General features: G+C 67.7%; 14 protein-coding genes. 4 read left to right on the top strand and 10 right to left on the bottom strand.

What is annotated here, in order from left to right; genetic code table 11:
• Nucleotides 1–98: 98 nt before the first annotated feature.
• From PA6_RS12375 to PA6_RS12350, 6 genes are all read right to left on the bottom strand, one after another.
• Nucleotides 99–1,019 carry a 5-oxoprolinase subunit C family protein gene (locus PA6_RS12375; protein ID WP_021701265.1) on the bottom strand — a complete coding sequence of 307 codons (921 nt, stop codon included), beginning with the start codon at nucleotides 1,017–1,019 and terminating at the stop codon, nucleotides 99–101.
• Nucleotides 1,016–1,690, bottom strand: coding sequence for a 5-oxoprolinase subunit PxpB (gene pxpB / locus PA6_RS12370; RefSeq protein ID WP_021701264.1), 675 nt, complete (start codon nucleotides 1,688–1,690; stop codon nucleotides 1,016–1,018). The genes PA6_RS12375 and pxpB overlap by 4 nt, the downstream gene beginning before the upstream one ends.
• Nucleotides 1,687–2,433: a 5-oxoprolinase subunit PxpA gene (locus PA6_RS12365; protein ID WP_043216639.1), complete on the bottom strand. Its 747-nt coding sequence runs from the start codon at nucleotides 2,431–2,433 to the stop codon at nucleotides 1,687–1,689. Before PA6_RS12365 ends, pxpB begins: the two co-directional genes overlap by 4 nt.
• Nucleotides 2,434–2,477: 44 nt before the next feature.
• Nucleotides 2,478–5,012 (bottom strand): PepSY domain-containing protein, encoded by a 2,535-nt coding sequence (locus PA6_RS12360; protein WP_021701262.1) that lies wholly within the window; start codon nucleotides 5,010–5,012, stop codon nucleotides 2,478–2,480.
• A gap of 178 nt (nucleotides 5,013–5,190) precedes the next feature.
• Complete coding sequence (locus PA6_RS12355; RefSeq protein WP_021701261.1) at nucleotides 5,191–7,341, bottom strand: TonB-dependent receptor; 2,151 nt, start codon at nucleotides 7,339–7,341, stop codon at nucleotides 5,191–5,193.
• A gap of 224 nt (nucleotides 7,342–7,565) precedes the next feature.
• Nucleotides 7,566–8,729 (bottom strand): type III PLP-dependent enzyme, encoded by a 1,164-nt coding sequence (locus PA6_RS12350; protein WP_021701260.1) that lies wholly within the window; start codon nucleotides 8,727–8,729, stop codon nucleotides 7,566–7,568.
• 426 nt (nucleotides 8,730–9,155) lie between these two features.
• On the opposite strand from PA6_RS12350, the gene PA6_RS12345 reads away from it, so the two are divergent.
• A complete protein-coding gene (locus PA6_RS12345; RefSeq protein ID WP_021701259.1) occupies nucleotides 9,156–10,739 on the top strand; it encodes a peptide chain release factor 3 in 1,584 nt (527 codons plus the stop codon).
• 181 nt (nucleotides 10,740–10,920) lie between these two features.
• On the opposite strand, the gene PA6_RS12340 is transcribed toward PA6_RS12345, so the two are convergent.
• Nucleotides 10,921–11,526: a 3'-5' exonuclease gene (locus PA6_RS12340; RefSeq protein WP_021701258.1), complete on the bottom strand. Its 606-nt coding sequence runs from the start codon at nucleotides 11,524–11,526 to the stop codon at nucleotides 10,921–10,923.
• Between the two features lie 9 nt (nucleotides 11,527–11,535).
• On the bottom strand, nucleotides 11,536–12,015 hold the full coding sequence (locus tag PA6_RS12335; RefSeq protein ID WP_021701257.1) for an NYN domain-containing protein: 480 nt from the start codon (nucleotides 12,013–12,015) through the stop codon (nucleotides 11,536–11,538).
• Between the two features lie 108 nt (nucleotides 12,016–12,123).
• Here PA6_RS12335 and PA6_RS12330 point away from each other — a divergent pair, with 108 nt between their 5' ends.
• On the top strand, nucleotides 12,124–12,798 hold the full coding sequence (locus PA6_RS12330; protein ID WP_021701256.1) for a hypothetical protein: 675 nt from the start codon (nucleotides 12,124–12,126) through the stop codon (nucleotides 12,796–12,798).
• Between the two features lie 69 nt (nucleotides 12,799–12,867).
• Nucleotides 12,868–13,302, top strand: coding sequence for a VOC family protein (locus tag PA6_RS12325; RefSeq protein WP_021701255.1), 435 nt, complete (start codon nucleotides 12,868–12,870; stop codon nucleotides 13,300–13,302).
• A 17-nt stretch (nucleotides 13,303–13,319) separates the two neighbouring features.
• On the opposite strand, the gene PA6_RS12320 is transcribed toward PA6_RS12325, so the two are convergent.
• Nucleotides 13,320–14,102, bottom strand: a complete 783-nt coding sequence (locus PA6_RS12320; RefSeq protein WP_081693982.1) for a substrate-binding periplasmic protein — start codon at nucleotides 14,100–14,102, stop codon at nucleotides 13,320–13,322.
• 185 nt (nucleotides 14,103–14,287) lie between these two features.
• On the opposite strand from PA6_RS12320, the gene PA6_RS12315 reads away from it, so the two are divergent.
• Nucleotides 14,288–15,016, top strand: a complete 729-nt coding sequence (locus PA6_RS12315) for a substrate-binding periplasmic protein (protein WP_021701253.1) — start codon at nucleotides 14,288–14,290, stop codon at nucleotides 15,014–15,016.
• A 3-nt stretch (nucleotides 15,017–15,019) separates the two neighbouring features.
• Here PA6_RS12315 and hrpB read toward each other — a convergent pair.
• A partial coding sequence (gene hrpB, locus PA6_RS12310) for an ATP-dependent helicase HrpB (RefSeq protein ID WP_021701252.1) occupies nucleotides 15,020–16,572 on the bottom strand: 1,553 nt, incomplete at its 5' end.

The following is a 16,572-nucleotide window of genomic DNA, read 5'->3' as shown; positions in this document are numbered from 1 at the left end:
TGAGCCACCGCATGCAGCCAGGAGCCCGCAAGCGATGAAGTGTGCACAGCTCGAGAACCCGAAGGCGCCCAATGTGGCGCCTTCGCCTTTTCTGGGGTTCAGGCTTTGAAGAAACGGTAGAACTCGCGCAGCTCGGCCTGGGCGTCGCTGACGCTGACCTGGGTGAAGCGCAGGCTCTGCCCCGCCGGGCATTGCGCCAGGCGCCACTGGTCCAGCGGGTGCAGCCAACCGAGCACGGGATAGCCGCCCATGGTCTGGCGGTCGGCCTGCAGGATGATCGGCTGGCCATCCGGTGGCACCTGGATGGCGCCGCGCGCCACGCCGAGCGACCACTGCCGGGCCGGCGCCTGCACCGGCTCGCCCTGCAGGCGCGCGCCCATGCGGTCGGACTGTGAGTCGAGGCGCCAGACCTGCTCGAAGAAAGTGGCCAGCGCCGGCTCGCTGAAGTCCACCGCGTCAGCGCCGGTGATCACCCGCAGCAGCGGCGCCGACCGGTAGTCCGGCCAGTAGCGCCAGGGCACGCCGGCGCCATGGGCGAAGGCACCCGGCGAGCAGACCAGCAGATCGCCCTCCTGCAGCGCCGTGCCGCAGCCATCCAGTCCGCCCAGGCCCTCGCGCACCTGGGTGCTGACGCTGCCCAGCACGGGCTCGGCCCGAAAGCCGCCGGCCGCCGCCAAATACAGGCGCTGGCCGCTGCGGGCGAAGCCGATGCGCAGGCGCTGGCCGGCCTGCAGGGCGAAGCGCGACCAGTGCGGCAGCGCCGCGCCGTCGCGCTCGCTGGCGGCCTCGGCGCCGCACAGCGCCAGCCAGGCATCGGTCTCGGCGCGCAGCTCGACGCCGCCCAGGGCGATCTCCAGCAGCGGCGTGCCCCAGACATTGCCCAGCAGGCGGTTGGCCCAGGCCGCCGCGTGCCAGTCCTGCGGCCCGGCGGGCGACACGCCCAGGTGCTGCCAGCCGTGGCGGCCGCCATCCTGCAGCAGGCTCAGCGGCCCCGGCTTGAGCACCCGCAGGCCGCTCATGCGTTGAGCTCCCGGCGATAGGTCGCCTCGTCGACCGGCACGAAGCGCACGCGGTCGCCCAGCGCCAGCGGGCAGGGCGGCGTGCGCCTCGCCTCGAACAGCCGCCAGGGACAGAGGCCGAGCAGGTGCCAGCCGCCCGGCGAGGCCTGCGGATAGATGGCGGTCTGCCGCTCGGCGATGGCCAGGCTGCCGGCCGGCACCCGGGTGCGCGGCGTGGCCCGGCGCGGCAGGACCAGGCGCTCGTCCAGCTCGCCGAGGTAGGCGAAACCGGGGGCGAAGCCGATGGCGCCGACCCGGTACTCGCCGGCGCTGTGCAGCTCGATCAGGCCGGCGCTGGACAGGCCGCAGGCCTGCGCCACCGCGGCCAGGTCCTCGCCGGCATACCACACTGGGATCTCGTGCAGGCGCCCGCCCCCGCTCGGCGCCGGCTCGTCCAGCCAGGCCTCCAGCAGCGGCGCCAGGCGTTCGGCCAGGCGCAGATGGTCGGTGCGCAGCAGGTCGTAGTGCAGCAGCAGGCTGGTCCAGCCCGGCACCAGATCGATCAGCAGATCGCCCAGCTCGCGGCGGATGCGCTCGGCCAGGGCGGCGATGCGCAGCGGCAGGTCGGCCTCGGCCTGCTCGCCCAGCACCAGCAACAGGGCCTCGGCACCGGCCGGCTCCAGGCGGATCATAGGGCGTCCAGGCGGGCCCGCAGACGGCGCAGCACGGCCAGCGACTCGGCGTTGTCGCCGTGCACGCAGAGGCTGTCGGCCTGCAGCCGCAACGGCCGGCCGTCGATATCGGCGAAGGGCTCGCCGCCGGCGATGGCCAGGGCCTGGGCGAGGATGCGCTCGGGGTCCTGGTGCACCGCGCCGGCCAGGCGCCGCGGCACCAGCTGACCGTCGGCCAGGTAGGCACGGTCGGCGAAGGCCTCGAACAGCAGCGGCACCCCGGCCGCCTCGGCCAACTGCCGCTCGCGCCCGTTGTCGGCCAGGGCCAGGACCATCAGCGGCAGGCCGGGCCGGTAGGCGGCGCAGGCGACCAGCACCGCCATCAGCAGCGCATCGTCGCGCACCAGATCGTTGTACAGCGCGCCGTGCGGCTTGACATAGGCGAGCTGGGTGCCGGCCGCGCGGCAGAAGGCGCCCAGCGCGCCGAGCTGATACAGCACCAGGGCGGTGACATCCTCCGGCGAGCAGCTCAGGTGACGCCGCCCGAAGCCCTGCAGGTCGGGATAGGAGGGATGCGCGCCGATGGCCACGCCATGCCGCACGGCCAGGGCCACGCTGCGCTGCATGATCAACGGGTCGCCGGCGTGAAAGCCGCAGGCCAGGTTGGCCTGGTCGACCAGCGGCATGGCGTGCTCGTCGTCGCCCATGCGCCAGGCGCCGTAGCTCTCGCCCATGTCGCAGTTGAGGAGTATGCGTGTAGTCATGCAGGCAGCTTAAGGCCGGCATGACTATTGGGAAAGGCTCGCGATCAATAGACGTCGCGGCGGTAGCGTCCCTGCTCCATCAGCGCCTGAACCGCCTCGCCACCGAGCAGCTCCCGCAGCGCCGCATCGACACCCGCGGCCATGCCCTGCAGGCTGCCGCAGACATACAGCGCGGCGCCGTCGTCGAGCCAGCGACGCAGCCTGTCGGCCTGCAGACGCAGCAGATCCTGCACATAGACCTTGTCGGCCTGGTCGCGGGAGAAGGCCAGGTCCATGCACTGCAGCCCGCCGCTGGCCAGCGCCGCCTGTAGCTCCGCGCCGCAGTACGCGTCGTGCGCGCGGTTGCGCTCGCCGAACAGCAGCCAGTTGCGCGACTGCCCCGCGCGGATGCGCGCGCGCAGCAGGGCGCGCAGGCCGGCCAGGCCGGTGCCGTTACCGATCAGGATCAGCGGGCGGTCGTCGCCGGGCAGATGGAAGCCACTGTTGCGGCGCGGCCGCGCCAGCAGCTGACCACCCTCGGCGAGATGCTCGGTGAGCCAGCCAGACCCCAGCCCCAGACCGCCATCGTCACGGCGCGCCTGACGCACGATCAGCTCCAGCAGACCATCGCCGGGCAGCGAGGCGATGGAATAGTCGCGCGCGCCTAGCGGCACCAGCGCCTCGACCAGGGCCTGGGAGTGCAGGCCGACCAGGTGAGCGAAGCACTCCGGCAACTGGCGACCGGCCAGTGCCTCGGCCAGGCTCAACTCCAGCCCGTCCAGGCACACCGGGGCGCCGCCATCGAGCCGATGCCGCCGCAGCCATTCGGCCACTCGCGCCTGCGACTGGCGCGGCAGGACCTCCAGGATGTCGCCGGCCTGCCAGGCGCACCCGGCCGGCGGCGTCAGACCGAGCAGGTAGGTCGGTTCGCCCTGGCTACCCGGGTTGAGCAAGGTACGACGGCTCAGGGTCCAGGCCTGCCAGGGCGTCTCGCCCGCTGCCAGCGGCGCCACGCCGGTCAGCTCGCCGAGCCGCTGCTGCCACTGCTGCAGGGCCAGGCCATCCGCCCCGTCGACCTCGACGGCGGCGAACAGGCTGCGCGCGCCCTGGCGGCTCAGCCAGCCGTCCAGGCGGCGGGCGAAGCCGCAGAACTGCCGGTATTGCCGATCGCCCAGGGCGAGCACCGCATAACTCAACTGCTCCAGCGCCAGCGCGCCGCCGAGCAACCGGCGCTCGAAGCCACGGGCGCTGTCCGGCGCCTCGCCATCGCCGAAGGTGCTGACCACGAACAGCGCCCGCTTCACCTGGCGCAGGCTGCGCTCATCCAGCCGCGCCAGCGGCTCGACCCGTACCGACAGGCCGGCGGCCTGCAGCTGGCCGGCGGTCTGCCAGGCGATCTGCTCGGCAAAACCGCTCTGGCTGGCGAATCCGACCAGCCAGCCTTCGGCCGAGTCGGTGCCGGCGATGCCACCACGCGCCGCCCGTACCGCTCGCTTCTTGCGCCGGCGGTCGAGGTACAGCAGCCAACCGGTGATGGCGAACAGCGGCATGGCCAGGCTGGCCAGCGCCATGAGAATGCGCCCGGTCATGCCGAAGTACTCGCCGGTGTGCAGGGCATAGACACTGACCAGCAACTGCGCCTTGAGGCTCTTGTCGGCGTAGCGCACATGACGCAGCACGCGACCGTCGGCGGGATCCAGGCGCAACTGGTTGAACGCCCGCGGATGAGCGGCACCCTCGAGCAGGTAGAACACCGTGGCCGGCTTGCCAGCGACCTTTGGCAGGCGCAGGTTCCAGGCCGCCAGATCGGGGCCGGCGGCCTGGCGCAGGCTCTGCCAAAGAGCGTCGTAGTCGACCCGCGGCGCCGCGCCGGATGGCTCGCTCCGCTCGGCGCGCGCCTCGGCACGCGGCTGCCGCTGCCCGGCAGGCGCATCCGCGAGCAGTTGCCTGAGCCCGTCGCGGTACCAGTCGTAGGACCAGAACAGCCCGGTCAGCGCCGCGCAGAGATAGAAGAGCAACGCCCAGGTACCGGCCACCGCATGCAGGTTCCAATGGAAGCTGCGGCCCTTGCGGGCCCAGTCCAGGGTCAGCCAGGCGCGCCAGCTCAGGGCCCGCCGCGGCCAGCGCAGGTAGATGCCGGAGAGGCAGAAGAAGATCAGCGCCAGGGTGCTGGCCCCGGTCAGCTGACCACCGAAGTCGCCCAGCGCCAGCCAGCGATGCAGTTGCAGCACGATGCGAAAGAAGCCCTGCCCCGCCGGCTCGCCCAACAACGCCCCGGTATAGGGGTCGAAGAAACGCTGTGGGCCACGTCGCTCGCCGGGCGCCGGCGAGAGTAGTACACGACCGGCAGCGTCGCCACGGCCGTCGACCCACAGCCCGGTGACCCGCTCCCCGCTGGCGGCCTCGATTCTGGCCACCAGCTCAGCCGGGGGCAGCATGCCGGACTCACGCACCTCGACCCGCAGGCTCTGCGGATTGAGGGCGCGCATGATTTCGCCCTCGAAGCCGTACAACGCACCGGTGATGCCCATGACGGCCAGCACCAGGCCGGCACTGATACCGAAGAACCAGTGCAGTTGGAACAGGATTTTCTTGAACACGAACGAGGCTCGCAGGGGAAGTTGTGCGGGAGGGGCGCAATGATTGAATCAATTCTATTTAAAAATATGAATCACTTCTGAATCATCATTCCCATCCATCTCCACGCCAGGCGGGCTGCCGACAGCACAAGGCCGCCCCGAGGGACGGCCTTGTGCCCGTTCAGGATCCGGCGCCGCCTCAGAAGCTGAGGTTGGCGCTCAGACCGAGAGCCATCGGCGAGCCCGGAGTGATGCTGTTGTTGGTGTGGGCCGAGGCGTAGTACTCCTCGTTCAGCAGGTTTTCCACGTTCAGCTGCAGGCTCAGCTGCGGGCTGGCCTTGTAGTAGACCGCAGCATCGACGCGGGTGAAGCTCGGCAGCACCACCTTGTTGTCGGCCGCCGCGAACACGTCGCCCTGATAGATCACGCCAAGCCCGAGGCCCCATTGCGGGTCCAGGTCGTAACGGTTCCACAGCGAGAAGGAGTCCTGCGGCACCTGAGCGATCTCGTTGCCGTCGTACTGCGGCTCCAGCAGTTCGCTGTCCTGGTAGGCGTAACCACCGGTGACCTGCCAGGCGCTGGTCAGCTGGCCGGTAAGCTCCAGCTCGACCCCGCGCACGCGCTGACCGTCGACCAGGATGCTGCGGGTCGGATCGGCCGGATCCGCGGTCGCCACATTGGTACGCTCGAGTTCGTAGATGGCCGCAGTCGCCGCCAACTGCTCGGTGACATCCCACTTGATGCCGACTTCGCGGTTGGTGAACTCCTCCGGGTCGAGCGCACGATTGCTGGCGCTGAGCGAGGCCAGCTGCTCACCGGCACGCGGCACATAGGCGATGGAGTAGCTGGCATACAGGGACAGGTTGTCGAGCGGTTTGTAGATCAGCCCCGCGCGCGGCGACAACAGGTCGTCCGAGCTGGACACCTCGCTGTGGCCACCCCCCTTGTAATCATCCACTTCCACTTTGAAATGGTCGTAGCGCACCCCGAGCAAGACCTCCCACTGCTCGTTCAGCTCGATCTGCTCCTGCAGGTAGAACGCGGCCGTCTCGGCAACGCTCTTGTTGTCGGCATCGCTTGCGGCATGACTGAACACCAGCGGGCCACGGTAGATGCTGCTCTGCGGTGTCACAAAGGTGTTCTTCTGGGTTGCCGCCGCATTGAAGAAGCCGGTCTCGCGGAAGTTCTCAGTGTCCTGGCGGCTCAGCTCGGCGCCGAGCAGCAGGGTGTGGGCGAAGCCCAGCGCCTGGCCGGAGATGGTCAGGTCCGTCTGGTTGATCAGGTTGGTGCGATCGGTGGCGTTGTTGTACGCCCCCAGCTGGACCCGGTTGGTGCCGGCGTTGTAGGCGCCGGAGGGATTGACGTTCTGGTAGAACTTCGAGTAATCCGCATAGCGGAGCTGATTGGTCAGCACCATTCCGTTGCCGAAGTCATGGCTGATGCGGCCATTCAGCGCATCGACCTCGGCCGAGGAGTAGCTGTCATCGGGGCTGCCGAAGTAGGTGGACTCGTTGACTTTCAGCGGCTTGCCACGGCTGTGCCCGGGCGGGGTGTAGGACGGCAGGCCGCGGTCGACGGTACGATCGTCCTCGAAATGCTCGTAACCGACTTCGACCAGGGTCGCGTCGCCGAAGGCGAAACTCGCCGTCGGGTTGATCGCCCAGCGTTCCAGCTCGCCATGGTCGCGGAAGCTGTTGGAATCCTCGTAGAGGGCCGTCAGGCGTAGCGCCAGACGCTCGTTGACCGCCTGATTGAAGTCGCCGGTCATCCGCCGCTTGTCCCAGGAGCCATAAGTGAAATCGAGCTCGTGGCCATCGCCCCAGTTGGCCTGCTTGGTCACCCGATTGATCAGGCCACCGCTGCCGCCACGGCCGAAGATCATGCCATTGGGCCCCTTCAGCACCTCCACCCGCTCCACGTTGTACAGGTCGCGCAGGTACTGCACATCGTCACGCATGCCGTCGACGAAGAAGTCCGCAGTCGTGGCATTGCCACGCAGGATGGGCGCATCGCGGTGCCCCTCGCCCTGGGCCATCTGTACGCCTGGTACGTATCTCACCACGTCCGCCATGCTCTGCATGGACTGGTCACGAATCTGCTCGTCGGTGACCACGCTGACCGACTGCGGCACGTTGCGCAACGGCGTATCGGTCTTGGTGGCAGTCCGGATCCGCTCGACAGCATAGGCATTGCCCTTGTGCACCACCTCCGTCGGTTCCAGCGTCACCTTGTCCGCAGTGGCCGCCATGGCAGGCAGGGCCGGTACCAGTGCCAGACTGGCGGAGGCGATGGCGCAGACCAGAAGACGGGGTTGTGACGGAGCGCCGAAGCTCTTTATACGCATGCTCATTAGAAGTACCACCAGGCGTTAAGGAGCAGCAATTCTAATTGCAAAGGAATATCAATCAAGAAAAATATTCGGTCTCAGGGAACTTTTTGCCAATAGCCCTACAACCCCCGTCGCTGACGGCCTGCCACTCGACGCACAAGGGGAAGTGGCCGGCCCGAAAGCAAGAACGCCACGCCCCCGCAGGTGGGTCGTGGCGTTCTCTCAGGCGGGTCGCCGGGCGCGACTCAGATATAGAAGGCCTTCAGCGGCGGGAAGCCGTTGAACTCCACCGCGCTGTAGCTGGTGGTGTAGGCGCCGGTGGACAGCCAGTACAGGCGGTCGCCGCTGGAGAGGTTGAGCGGCAGGCCGTACTTGTAGTTCTCGTACATGATGTCGGCGCTGTCGCAGGTCGGCCCGGCGATCACCACTTCCTCCATCTCGCCCTTCTTCTCGGTCCAGATGGGGAACTTGATGGCCTCGTCCATGGTTTCGATCAGGCCGCTGAACTTGCCCACGTCGGTGTAGACCCAGCGCTCCACGGCGGTGCGCGACTTGCGCGCCACCAGCACCACTTCGCTGACCAGGATGCCGGCGTTGGCGATCAGCGAGCGGCCCGGCTCGAGGATGATCTCCGGCAACTCGTCGCCGAAGTCTTCCTTGAGGAAGCGGGTGATCTCCTCGGCGTAGGTCTCCAGGTCGTTGGTACGCTGGATGTAGTTGGCCGGGAAACCGCCACCCATGTTGATCATCTGCAGGGTGATGCCGTCTTCTTCCTTGAGGCGCTCGAAGATCACCTTGACCTTGGCGATGGCGGCGTCCCACACGTCGATGTCGCGCTGCTGGCTGCCAACATGGAAGGACACGCCATAGGGCACCAGGCCCAGCTGCTTGGCCAGGATCAGCAGGTCCAGGGCCATGTCCGGGTTGCAGCCGAACTTGCGCGACAGCGGCCAGTCGGCGCTGGTCGAACCTTCGGTGAGGATGCGCACATAGACCTTGGCACCCGGCGCGGCCTTGGCGATGTTGCGCAGGTCGGCCTCGGAGTCGGTGGCGAACAGGCGCACGCCCTTCTCGTAGAAGTAGCGGATGTCGCGGGCCTTCTTGATGGTGTTGCCGTAGCTGATGCGTTCGGCGGCGACGCCGGCCTTCATCACCTTGTCCAGCTCGTAGATGGAGGCGATGTCGAAGTTCGAGCCCTTGTCGCGCAACAGCTCAGTGATTTCGGTGGCCGGGTTGGCTTTCACCGCGTAGTAGATCTTGGCGAAGGGGAAGCAGCTGACCAGCTGATCGTAGGAGTCGGCGATGGTCTGCTTGTCGATGACGACGAAGGGGGTTTCCTGCTGGTCGGCAAACGCCTTCATGCGCTTGAAAGTTTCGGGTGCGAAATAGTCTTCGACCTTGATCGACATGCTCGGGACTCCAAATGGCAAAACACGTTATAGAAAAGAGGGAGTGGTTCTCGATGAGAACCGTGAACGCCTGATCAGTTTCCCCACTTTGGTTCGCCTACTTCCCAAGGCATGTCGCCGATGACTTCCACAGTGCGAAAGCCTCTCGTCGTCAGTACTTGAGCCGGATGGATCGTTTCCAGCATGAGCGTTCGGGCGCGAACTTTAGGACCATGACTGCACGATATCAACCGAAAATTGCCGCTGTTTTGCACCCGGTTGTCGCCTGCCTGATTGAATGTTTTCGATACTCAACAAAACGTCAGAAATGCTGCACAAAACCAGGCCCGACAGGGCTGCGACGAAACGGGAACAGGGGCCGGCCATTACCGGTATAATCGCCGCCTTTTTTGACACTCCGACGACCGAGTCGACAGGTTTTCCGCCATGAGCATCCAGGCCGCAGAAGTCGCCAAACGCCGCACGTTCGCGATCATTTCCCACCCCGACGCCGGTAAGACCACCATCACCGAGAAGCTGCTGCTGATGGGCAAGGCGATCGAGGTCGCCGGTACGGTGAAGTCGCGCAAGTCCGACCGCCATGCCACCTCCGACTGGATGGAGATGGAAAAGCAGCGCGGCATCTCCATCACCACCTCGGTGATGCAGTTCCCCTACCGCGAGCACATGGTCAACCTGCTCGACACCCCCGGCCACGAAGACTTCTCGGAAGACACCTACCGCACCCTGACCGCGGTGGACTCGGCACTGATGGTGCTCGACGGCGGCAAGGGCGTGGAGCCGCGCACCATCGCCCTGATGGAAGTGTGCCGCCTGCGCGACACGCCCATCGTCAGCTTCATCAACAAGCTCGACCGCGATATCCGCGACCCGATCGAACTGCTCGACGAGATCGAGGCGGTGCTGAAGATCAAGGCGGCGCCGATCACCTGGCCGATCGGCTGCTACCGCGACTTCAAGGGCGTGTACCATCTGCACGAGGACAAGATCATCGTCTACGTGCCGGGCCACGGCCATGAGCGCACCGAGCAGAAGGTGATCAACAAGCTGGACTCCGACGAGGCGCGCGCCCACCTGGGCGACATGTACGAGCGCTTCGTCGAGGAGCTGGAACTGGTCCAGGGCGCCTGCCACGAGTTCGACCAGGCCGCCTTCCTCAAGGGCGAGATGACCCCGGTATTCTTCGGCACCGCGCTGGGCAACTTCGGCGTCGACCAGGTGCTCGACTGTATCGTCGACTGGGCCCCGCAGCCGCTGTCGCGCGCCGCCCACGAGCGCGTGGTGGAGCCGGTGGAAGAGAAGTTCAGCGGCTTCGTGTTCAAGATCCAGGCGAACATGGACCCCAAGCACCGCGACCGCATCGCCTTCATGCGCATCTGCTCCGGCAAGTACGAGAAGGGCATGAAGATGCGCCATGTGCGCATCAAGAAGGACCTGAAGATCGCCGACGCCCTGACCTTCTTCTCCAGCGAGCGCGAGCAGCTGGAAGAGGCCTATGCCGGCGACATCATCGGCCTGCACAACCACGGCACCATCCAGATCGGCGACACCTTCACCGAAGGCGAGGTGCTGGGCTTCACCGGTATCCCGCACTTCGCCCCTGAACTGTTCCGCCGCGTGCGCCTGAAGGACCCGCTGAAATCCAAGCAGCTGCGCCAGGGTCTGCAGGAGCTGGCCGAGGAAGGCGCGACCCAGGTGTTCTTCCCCGAGCGCAACAACGACATCATCCTCGGCGCCGTCGGTGTGTTGCAGTTCGATGTGGTCGCCAGCCGCCTCAAGGAGGAATACAAGGTCGAGTGCGCCTACGAGGCGATCAACGTCTGGTCGGCGCGCTGGATCGAGTGCAGCGACAAGAAGAAGCTTGAGGAATTCAAGGACAAGGCCTTCGAGAACCTGGCGGTGGATGGCGGCGGCCACCTCACCTACCTGGCGCCGACCCGGGTCAACCTGAGCCTGATGGAAGAGCGCTGGCCGGACATCACCTTCCGCGCCACCCGCGAGCACCACTGACAGACAAACGCCCCGGCCAAGCCGGGGCGTTTTGTTTATGGCCAGATGCACCCGGAGCGTGCCCTCTCCCCTTGGGAGAGGGCTGGGGCGACCCGCGTAGCGTGAGAGTGCCATGGGCAACTCGGAGCGGCCTGAAGCGCCCTCACCCCCAGCCCCTCTCCCACAGGGAGAGGGGAGCTGCCTACACGCTAGCCCGCAGCAGCGCCCGCACCTTGGCCGCCGAAAGCTTCTGCAGCCCGCACAGGTAGTCGTGATCGGCGCGGATGTCGTGGCGCTCCCACAACAACGCCTGCAGGTGCAGCGTCAGGTTGGCCGCCATCTCGGCATCGGCCAGCGCGCGGTGGGCCTGGCCAGTGCTGGGTAGGCCCACCCAGCTGTTGAGGTTGCCCAGCTTGTGGCTCGGCGCCTCCGGCAGCAGGCGTCGCGACAGCAGCAGCGAACAGGCGAAGTCACGGCTGCGGCGACGCCCCAGCTGGCCCAGTTCGGCATCCCAGAACTTGCTGTCGAACGCGGCGTTGTGCGCCAGCAGCGGCGCCTCGCCGATGAACTCGGCGGCTTCCGCCATCACCTGCGCCACCGGCGGCGCGCTGCGCACCATGGCGTTGCTGATGCCGGTGAGCTGTTCGATGAAGGGCGGCACCCAGGCACCGGCATTCATCAGGCTCTGGTAGCGCGCGACGATGCGCCCGCCCTCGATCATGGCCACGCCGATTTCGGTCGGTCGCGCGCCCTGGGCCGGCGACATGCCGGTGGTTTCAAAGTCGATCACGGCGATGCGATCTGGCATCGGTTGTCCTCAGTTCTTCAACAGCAGCGCACCCTCGACCGGCACGAAGCGGTCGGCGGCGCGGATCAGGGAATGCGCGGTGAGGCCCTCGACGCCATACACGCTGCAGACCACCCCATGGCGGGCGCGGGCGCGCTGCAGCAGCAGGTCGAAGTCGCCATCGCCGGAGGCCAGTACCACCTCGTCCACCCGCTCGGCGGCATCCATCACATCCAGGGCGATGCCGACATCCCAGTCGCCCTTGGCCGAGCCGTCGCTGCGCTGGATATAGGGCTTGAGCAGCACCTCGAAGCCGAGGTTGCGCAGGATCTGCTGGAACTGGCGCTGCTTGGCGTCACCACGGTCGATGGCATAGGCGCGCGCCTCGACGATCTCGCCCTGCGCGGCCACCTGGCGCCACAGCTCGGCGTAGTGGAAGTGGCAGCCATGAGCCTGGCGCACGGTGTAGTAAAGGTTCTGCACATCGGCGAACAGGGCGATCTTCTTCACGGTGCGGCCTGGCAACAAGGGAGCGGCATTATGCGAAAGACCGGCATGTTCGTCGCCCCCGGCCATCGGCTAAAGTGAGGTCATGTAGTACTGCCGCGATGCCTGCCGATGAATCCGTTGACCGTTCTGCGCGATGCCTTTCATTTCTTCAGCCGTCACCTGCCCAGCATCGCCCCGCTGTGCCTGCCGCTGATTGCCGCCGAATGCCTGGCGCGCGCGGTCGTCGCGGGCCTGGTCGATACGGACCATTCACCCGCCTACGAGCTGCTGGTCGGGCTGTTCTTCTACCCGCTGTACAGCGCCGCGCTGATCCTGTTCCTCGACGCGCGCAGCCAGGGCCAGCGCCCGTCTACGCGCAACCTGCTGGCTGCCGCGCTGCCGCTGTGGCCGTCGTTCGCCGTGCTGGCCGGGCTTAGCACCCTGCTGATCATGCTCGGCGGCGCGCTGTTTCTGCCGGTAGCCCTGTACCTGATGGTCAAGCTGGCCTTCTCCGAATACCTGCTGGTACTGCGCGGCCTGGCACCGCTGCCGGCGATGCGCGAAAGCTTCCTGCTCAGCATCGGCCACTTCTGGTCGCTGCTCGCCTGCGTGCTGCTGGTGATCGTGCCGCTGTGGCTGCTGGACGACTGGACCCTGCAGCTGCTCGGCGAGCAGCCCGATGCGATCGGCAGCCTGCTGCTGGACATCGTCAACGGCTTCCTCCAGCTGTTCTCCACCGTGGTGCTGTTCCGCTGCTTCATGCTGTGCAGCCAGCAGCCGACCGAGGACAGCCACAGCAGTTGACCCGCTCGACAGAAAATCCTCCGCGCCTTTGCTAGGCTTGGGACTTCCGCCACCCCAGGGAAGATCTCCATGTCCGAACAGAATCCGAGCATCCTCTCGCACGTCTCCATCGGCACCAATCAGTTCGAGCGGGCCGTGGCCTTCTACGACAAGGTCCTGGCGACCCTCGGCTGCAAGCGCGTCCTCGAACATCCCGGCGCCGTCGCCTGGGGCCGTGAGTACCCGGAGTTCTGGGTGCAGACACCTATCGACGGCCAGCCGGCGAATGTCGGCAACGGCACCCACTTCGGCTTCGTCGCCCCGGACAAGCAGGCCGTGCACGCCTTCTACGACGCCGCCCTGGAGGCCGGCGCCAGCCCGGACGGCCCGCCCGGGCCGCGCCCGCACTATGGCGAGCCGTACTACGGCTGCTTCGTCCGCGACCTCGACGGACACAAGATCGAGGCGGCCTACTGGGACGCCGAGCTGGTCTACGAGCTGTACATCGAACCGCACGAGCACTGACGCCTGCTCGCCCTCACTCAGCGATAGCGCTGCGCGGCGCGCTCCAGCCAGCCCTCGCGCAGCAGCGCCTGCAGGGCAGCACTGAGCCGCTCACGCTCGGCGAGACGCGGGCTGGCGCGCGACAGGCCGATGAACAGCAGCGTCTGCTGCGGCGGCTGGTAGGCCAGCTTGACCAGCTGGCCAGCCAGCTGCGGGTCGCGCAGCTGGAAGTCCACCTGGCAGTCGGTGCCGATCAGCACTTCGATGCGCCCGCGCAACTGCATCTGCAGCAGCTGCTCCTCGTTCTTCACGCCGATCTTGGTCAACGCCGAGTCGGAGTCGAAAGGCTCGAAATAGGCCGATTGCAGCACATAGCCGATGCGCAGGCCGGCCAGCTGGGCGTAGTCGCGAATGCTCGCCGCGCGCTGTGGGCTGCCATACAGGCGCGGTGCACAGGCATGGTAGGCCGGCTGCAGGTAGTCGATGTACTGCTCCCGCTCGGCCGTCCGCGCCAGGCCGGTCATCAGATCGGCCTGGCCCCGGCGCATGTCCTCGAGCGCACGCGCCCAGGGTTGCCGGCGCACCTCGAAATGCACACCGGTACGGCGCTGCAACTCCTCGAGCAGGTCGATATCCAGACCCTCGATACGCCCGTCACGACCCTCCATGCGGAACGGCGGCCAATAGTCGGTGACCACCCGCAACGGCTCTGCAGCCGGTTCGGCCCAGGCACCGGCACAGCACAGCCACAGCAGCACAGGCCGCAGGAGGGCGACCGGCCGAGGGGCGCGCAGCGCGCAGGCAAGAGCTGGATGAGGCATGGGAACTCCCGGTTCAGTAAGGCTCGCCACTGCAGCCGGGCTTCCCGTTCCTGCTGCACGCTCTAGCATAGCCCGCCGCACCTGCCGAAACACCCGGAACAGGCCCGTCGCGACACTGGACAAAGCCCGACAGCGCCGCCATGCTCGGGACCAGATCGAACAACAAGACGGCCCGAGCCGCACGAATGCGCAGAATCCTCTTCCCTGCCCTGCTGGCGTGGCTGTGCTGCGCTGGCGCCCAGGCCGCCGAGCCTAGCGTCAACGTCGGCTATTACGAATTCCCGCCCTATTCCTGGACCGACGACGACGGCAAGCCGCGCGGCTCCATCCTCGCCCTCACCGACCGTTTGCTGCGCCATGCCGGCTACCGCGGCCACTACCGCTCGCTACCCGGCGCGCGCCTGTATGCCGCCCTGCGCGACGGCAGCGTGCAACTGTGGCCGGGCGCCGGCGGCAAGACCGAGCTGGCCGGCCACACCTATGAAGCCCGGCATGCCATGGGCGAGTTCAGCCTGGCGCTGTATCACCGCCCGGATACTCCGCCACCGCGCATCCCCGACGGCCTGCAGGGACGCGCCGTGATCGTCATCAGCGGCTACAGCTACTGGAAATCGGTCAATGACCTGTTGAACGATCCGGCCCTGCAGATCAGCACCCACCGCACCAGCACCCATGCCTCGGCGCTGGCGATGCTGCTGCGCAAGCGCGGCGACTACCTGCTCGACTACCAGGCGCCGGTGGAACAGGTGCGCAAGGAACTGGGCCTGTCAGCGCTACCGTACACCGTGTTGCAGAGCATGCAGCTGCGCCTGATCGCCTCGCGCCACGCCGAGGGTAGCCAGCGCCTGCTCGACGAGCTCGACCGCGCCTACGAGGAACTGCAGGCGGCCGGCGAGCCACTGCAGCTGGATTAGCACCTAGGTGCCGCGCGGCTTGGCCCGCGCCGTCGGCTCGGCCACCAGCGGGTCGTCCGGCCAGTAGTGCTTGGGATATCTGCCTTTGAGGTCCTTCTTCACCTCGGCATAGGTGTTGGCCCAGAAGCTCGCCAGGTCCTGGGTCACCTGTACCGGCCGGCGCGCCGGCGACAGCAGGTGCAGCAGCACGCCCTGGCGACCACCGGCGATACGTGGCGTGGCCGCCAGGCCGAACAGCTCCTGCAGGCGCACCGCCAGCACCGGCGGCGACTCGGCATAGTCGATGGCGATACGCGAGCCGGACGGCACCTGCAGGTGCTTCGGCGCCAGCTCGTCCAGGCGCTGCGGCAACGGCCAGGGCAACTGAGCGGCGAGGATGCCCGGCAGGTCCAGATTGGCGAAATGGCTGAGGCGGCTGACCTTGCTTAAGAATGGCAGCAGCCAGTCCTCCAGGGTCACCAGCAACGCGGCGTCACTCAGGTCCGGCCATTCGCTATCGCCCTTCTGCTCCAGGTCGAGGCGGCGCAGCAGCGCCACCCGCGCCTGCCACTGGCGCAGCTCCGGCGTCCAGGGCAGCAGCTCCAGGCCCTTGCGCCGCACCAGGCCGAGCAGCGCGCGGCCGCGCGCCGTCTCGTCCAGGCCGCTCAGCGCCTCGCGGCTGAGCACCAGCTCGCCGACCCGGCGCTGCCGTTCGGCGCGCAGCACGCCCTCGCGCTCGTCCCACTCCAGCTCCTCGCGCACGCTCACCTGTTCCGCCAGCACCGAGTCGAACAGCGCCGGATCAAGGTCGGCGGCCAGGTAGATGCGCTCTTCGCGCTGGCCCTGGCGGCTGCCGAGGTCGGCGATCACCAGCCACTCGTGCTTCATCAGTGCATCCGCCTCGCCGAACTGCGCGGCGCGACCATTGGCCAGGCGATAGTCCGCACCGCCGGCCTTGCGCTGACGCGCCACCCGATCCGGGTAGGCGAAGGCCAGCAGCGCGCCGAGCCAGCGCGGGTGCTCGGGATCGGCGACCGCCTCGGCGGTCGGTCCGCGCAGGTAGGAACGGAACTGCCGGGCCAGCTGCCGCGCGCGCTGCACGCCGCCACGAGAACCGCCGGCGGCGCGCGATTCGCCGGCCAGCAGCGCCATGCGGCTGTGCAGGTCGGCACCCGCGCCGCGCAGGATATCGCGCTCGCCGAGCAGCGCCGCCAGGTCCGCCGCCAGCGCGCCAAGGCCAAGGGCCTGGCCGCGCAACAGCAGATGGGCGATACGCGGATGCGCCGGCAGCTCGGCCATGGCCTGGCCATGCGCCGTCAGCGCGCCGCGCGCATCGAGAGCGCCGAGGCGCGCCAGCAGGTCGCAGCCCTGGGCGAAGGCGGCGGCCGGCGGCGCATCCAGCCAGGCCAGCTCACTCGGCTGCACGCCCCAGCGCGCCAGCTGCAGGGCCAGGCCGGCCAGGTCGGCCTGGAGGATTTCCGCGGCGCCGTAGGCGGCCAGTTGTTCGTTCTGGCTCTGCGACCACAGGCGATAGCAGACGCCCGGTTCCAGGCGCCCAGCGCGACCGGCACGCTGGG

Origin of the sequence: Aquipseudomonas alcaligenes NBRC 14159 (assembly GCF_000467105.1) — a bacterium.
Classification (GTDB): domain Bacteria; phylum Pseudomonadota; class Gammaproteobacteria; order Pseudomonadales; family Pseudomonadaceae; genus Aquipseudomonas; species Aquipseudomonas alcaligenes.
This window is presented reverse-complemented; position numbering and strand designations above follow the sequence as displayed.

What these genes read in the sequence shown, in the direction of transcription:
- PA6_RS12365 (WP_043216639.1), bottom strand. Translation starts at nt 2,433, where the DNA reads ATGACTACACGCATACTCCTCAACTGCGACATGGGCGAGAGCTACGGC.
- PA6_RS12315 (WP_021701253.1), top strand. Translation starts at nt 14,288, where the DNA reads ATGCGCAGAATCCTCTTCCCTGCCCTGCTGGCGTGGCTGTGCTGCGCT.
- PA6_RS12330 (WP_021701256.1), top strand. Translation starts at nt 12,124, where the DNA reads ATGAATCCGTTGACCGTTCTGCGCGATGCCTTTCATTTCTTCAGCCGT.
- PA6_RS12325 (WP_021701255.1), top strand. Translation starts at nt 12,868, where the DNA reads ATGTCCGAACAGAATCCGAGCATCCTCTCGCACGTCTCCATCGGCACC.
- PA6_RS12350 (WP_021701260.1), bottom strand. Translation starts at nt 8,729, where the DNA reads ATGTCGATCAAGGTCGAAGACTATTTCGCACCCGAAACTTTCAAGCGC.
- PA6_RS12375 (WP_021701265.1), bottom strand. Translation starts at nt 1,019, where the DNA reads ATGAGCGGCCTGCGGGTGCTCAAGCCGGGGCCGCTGAGCCTGCTGCAG.
- pxpB (WP_021701264.1), bottom strand. Translation starts at nt 1,690, where the DNA reads ATGATCCGCCTGGAGCCGGCCGGTGCCGAGGCCCTGTTGCTGGTGCTG.
- PA6_RS12320 (WP_081693982.1), bottom strand. Translation starts at nt 14,102, where the DNA reads ATGCCTCATCCAGCTCTTGCCTGCGCGCTGCGCGCCCCTCGGCCGGTC.
- PA6_RS12355 (WP_021701261.1), bottom strand. Translation starts at nt 7,341, where the DNA reads ATGAGCATGCGTATAAAGAGCTTCGGCGCTCCGTCACAACCCCGTCTT.
- PA6_RS12345 (WP_021701259.1), top strand. Translation starts at nt 9,156, where the DNA reads ATGAGCATCCAGGCCGCAGAAGTCGCCAAACGCCGCACGTTCGCGATC.
- PA6_RS12340 (WP_021701258.1), bottom strand. Translation starts at nt 11,526, where the DNA reads ATGCCAGATCGCATCGCCGTGATCGACTTTGAAACCACCGGCATGTCG.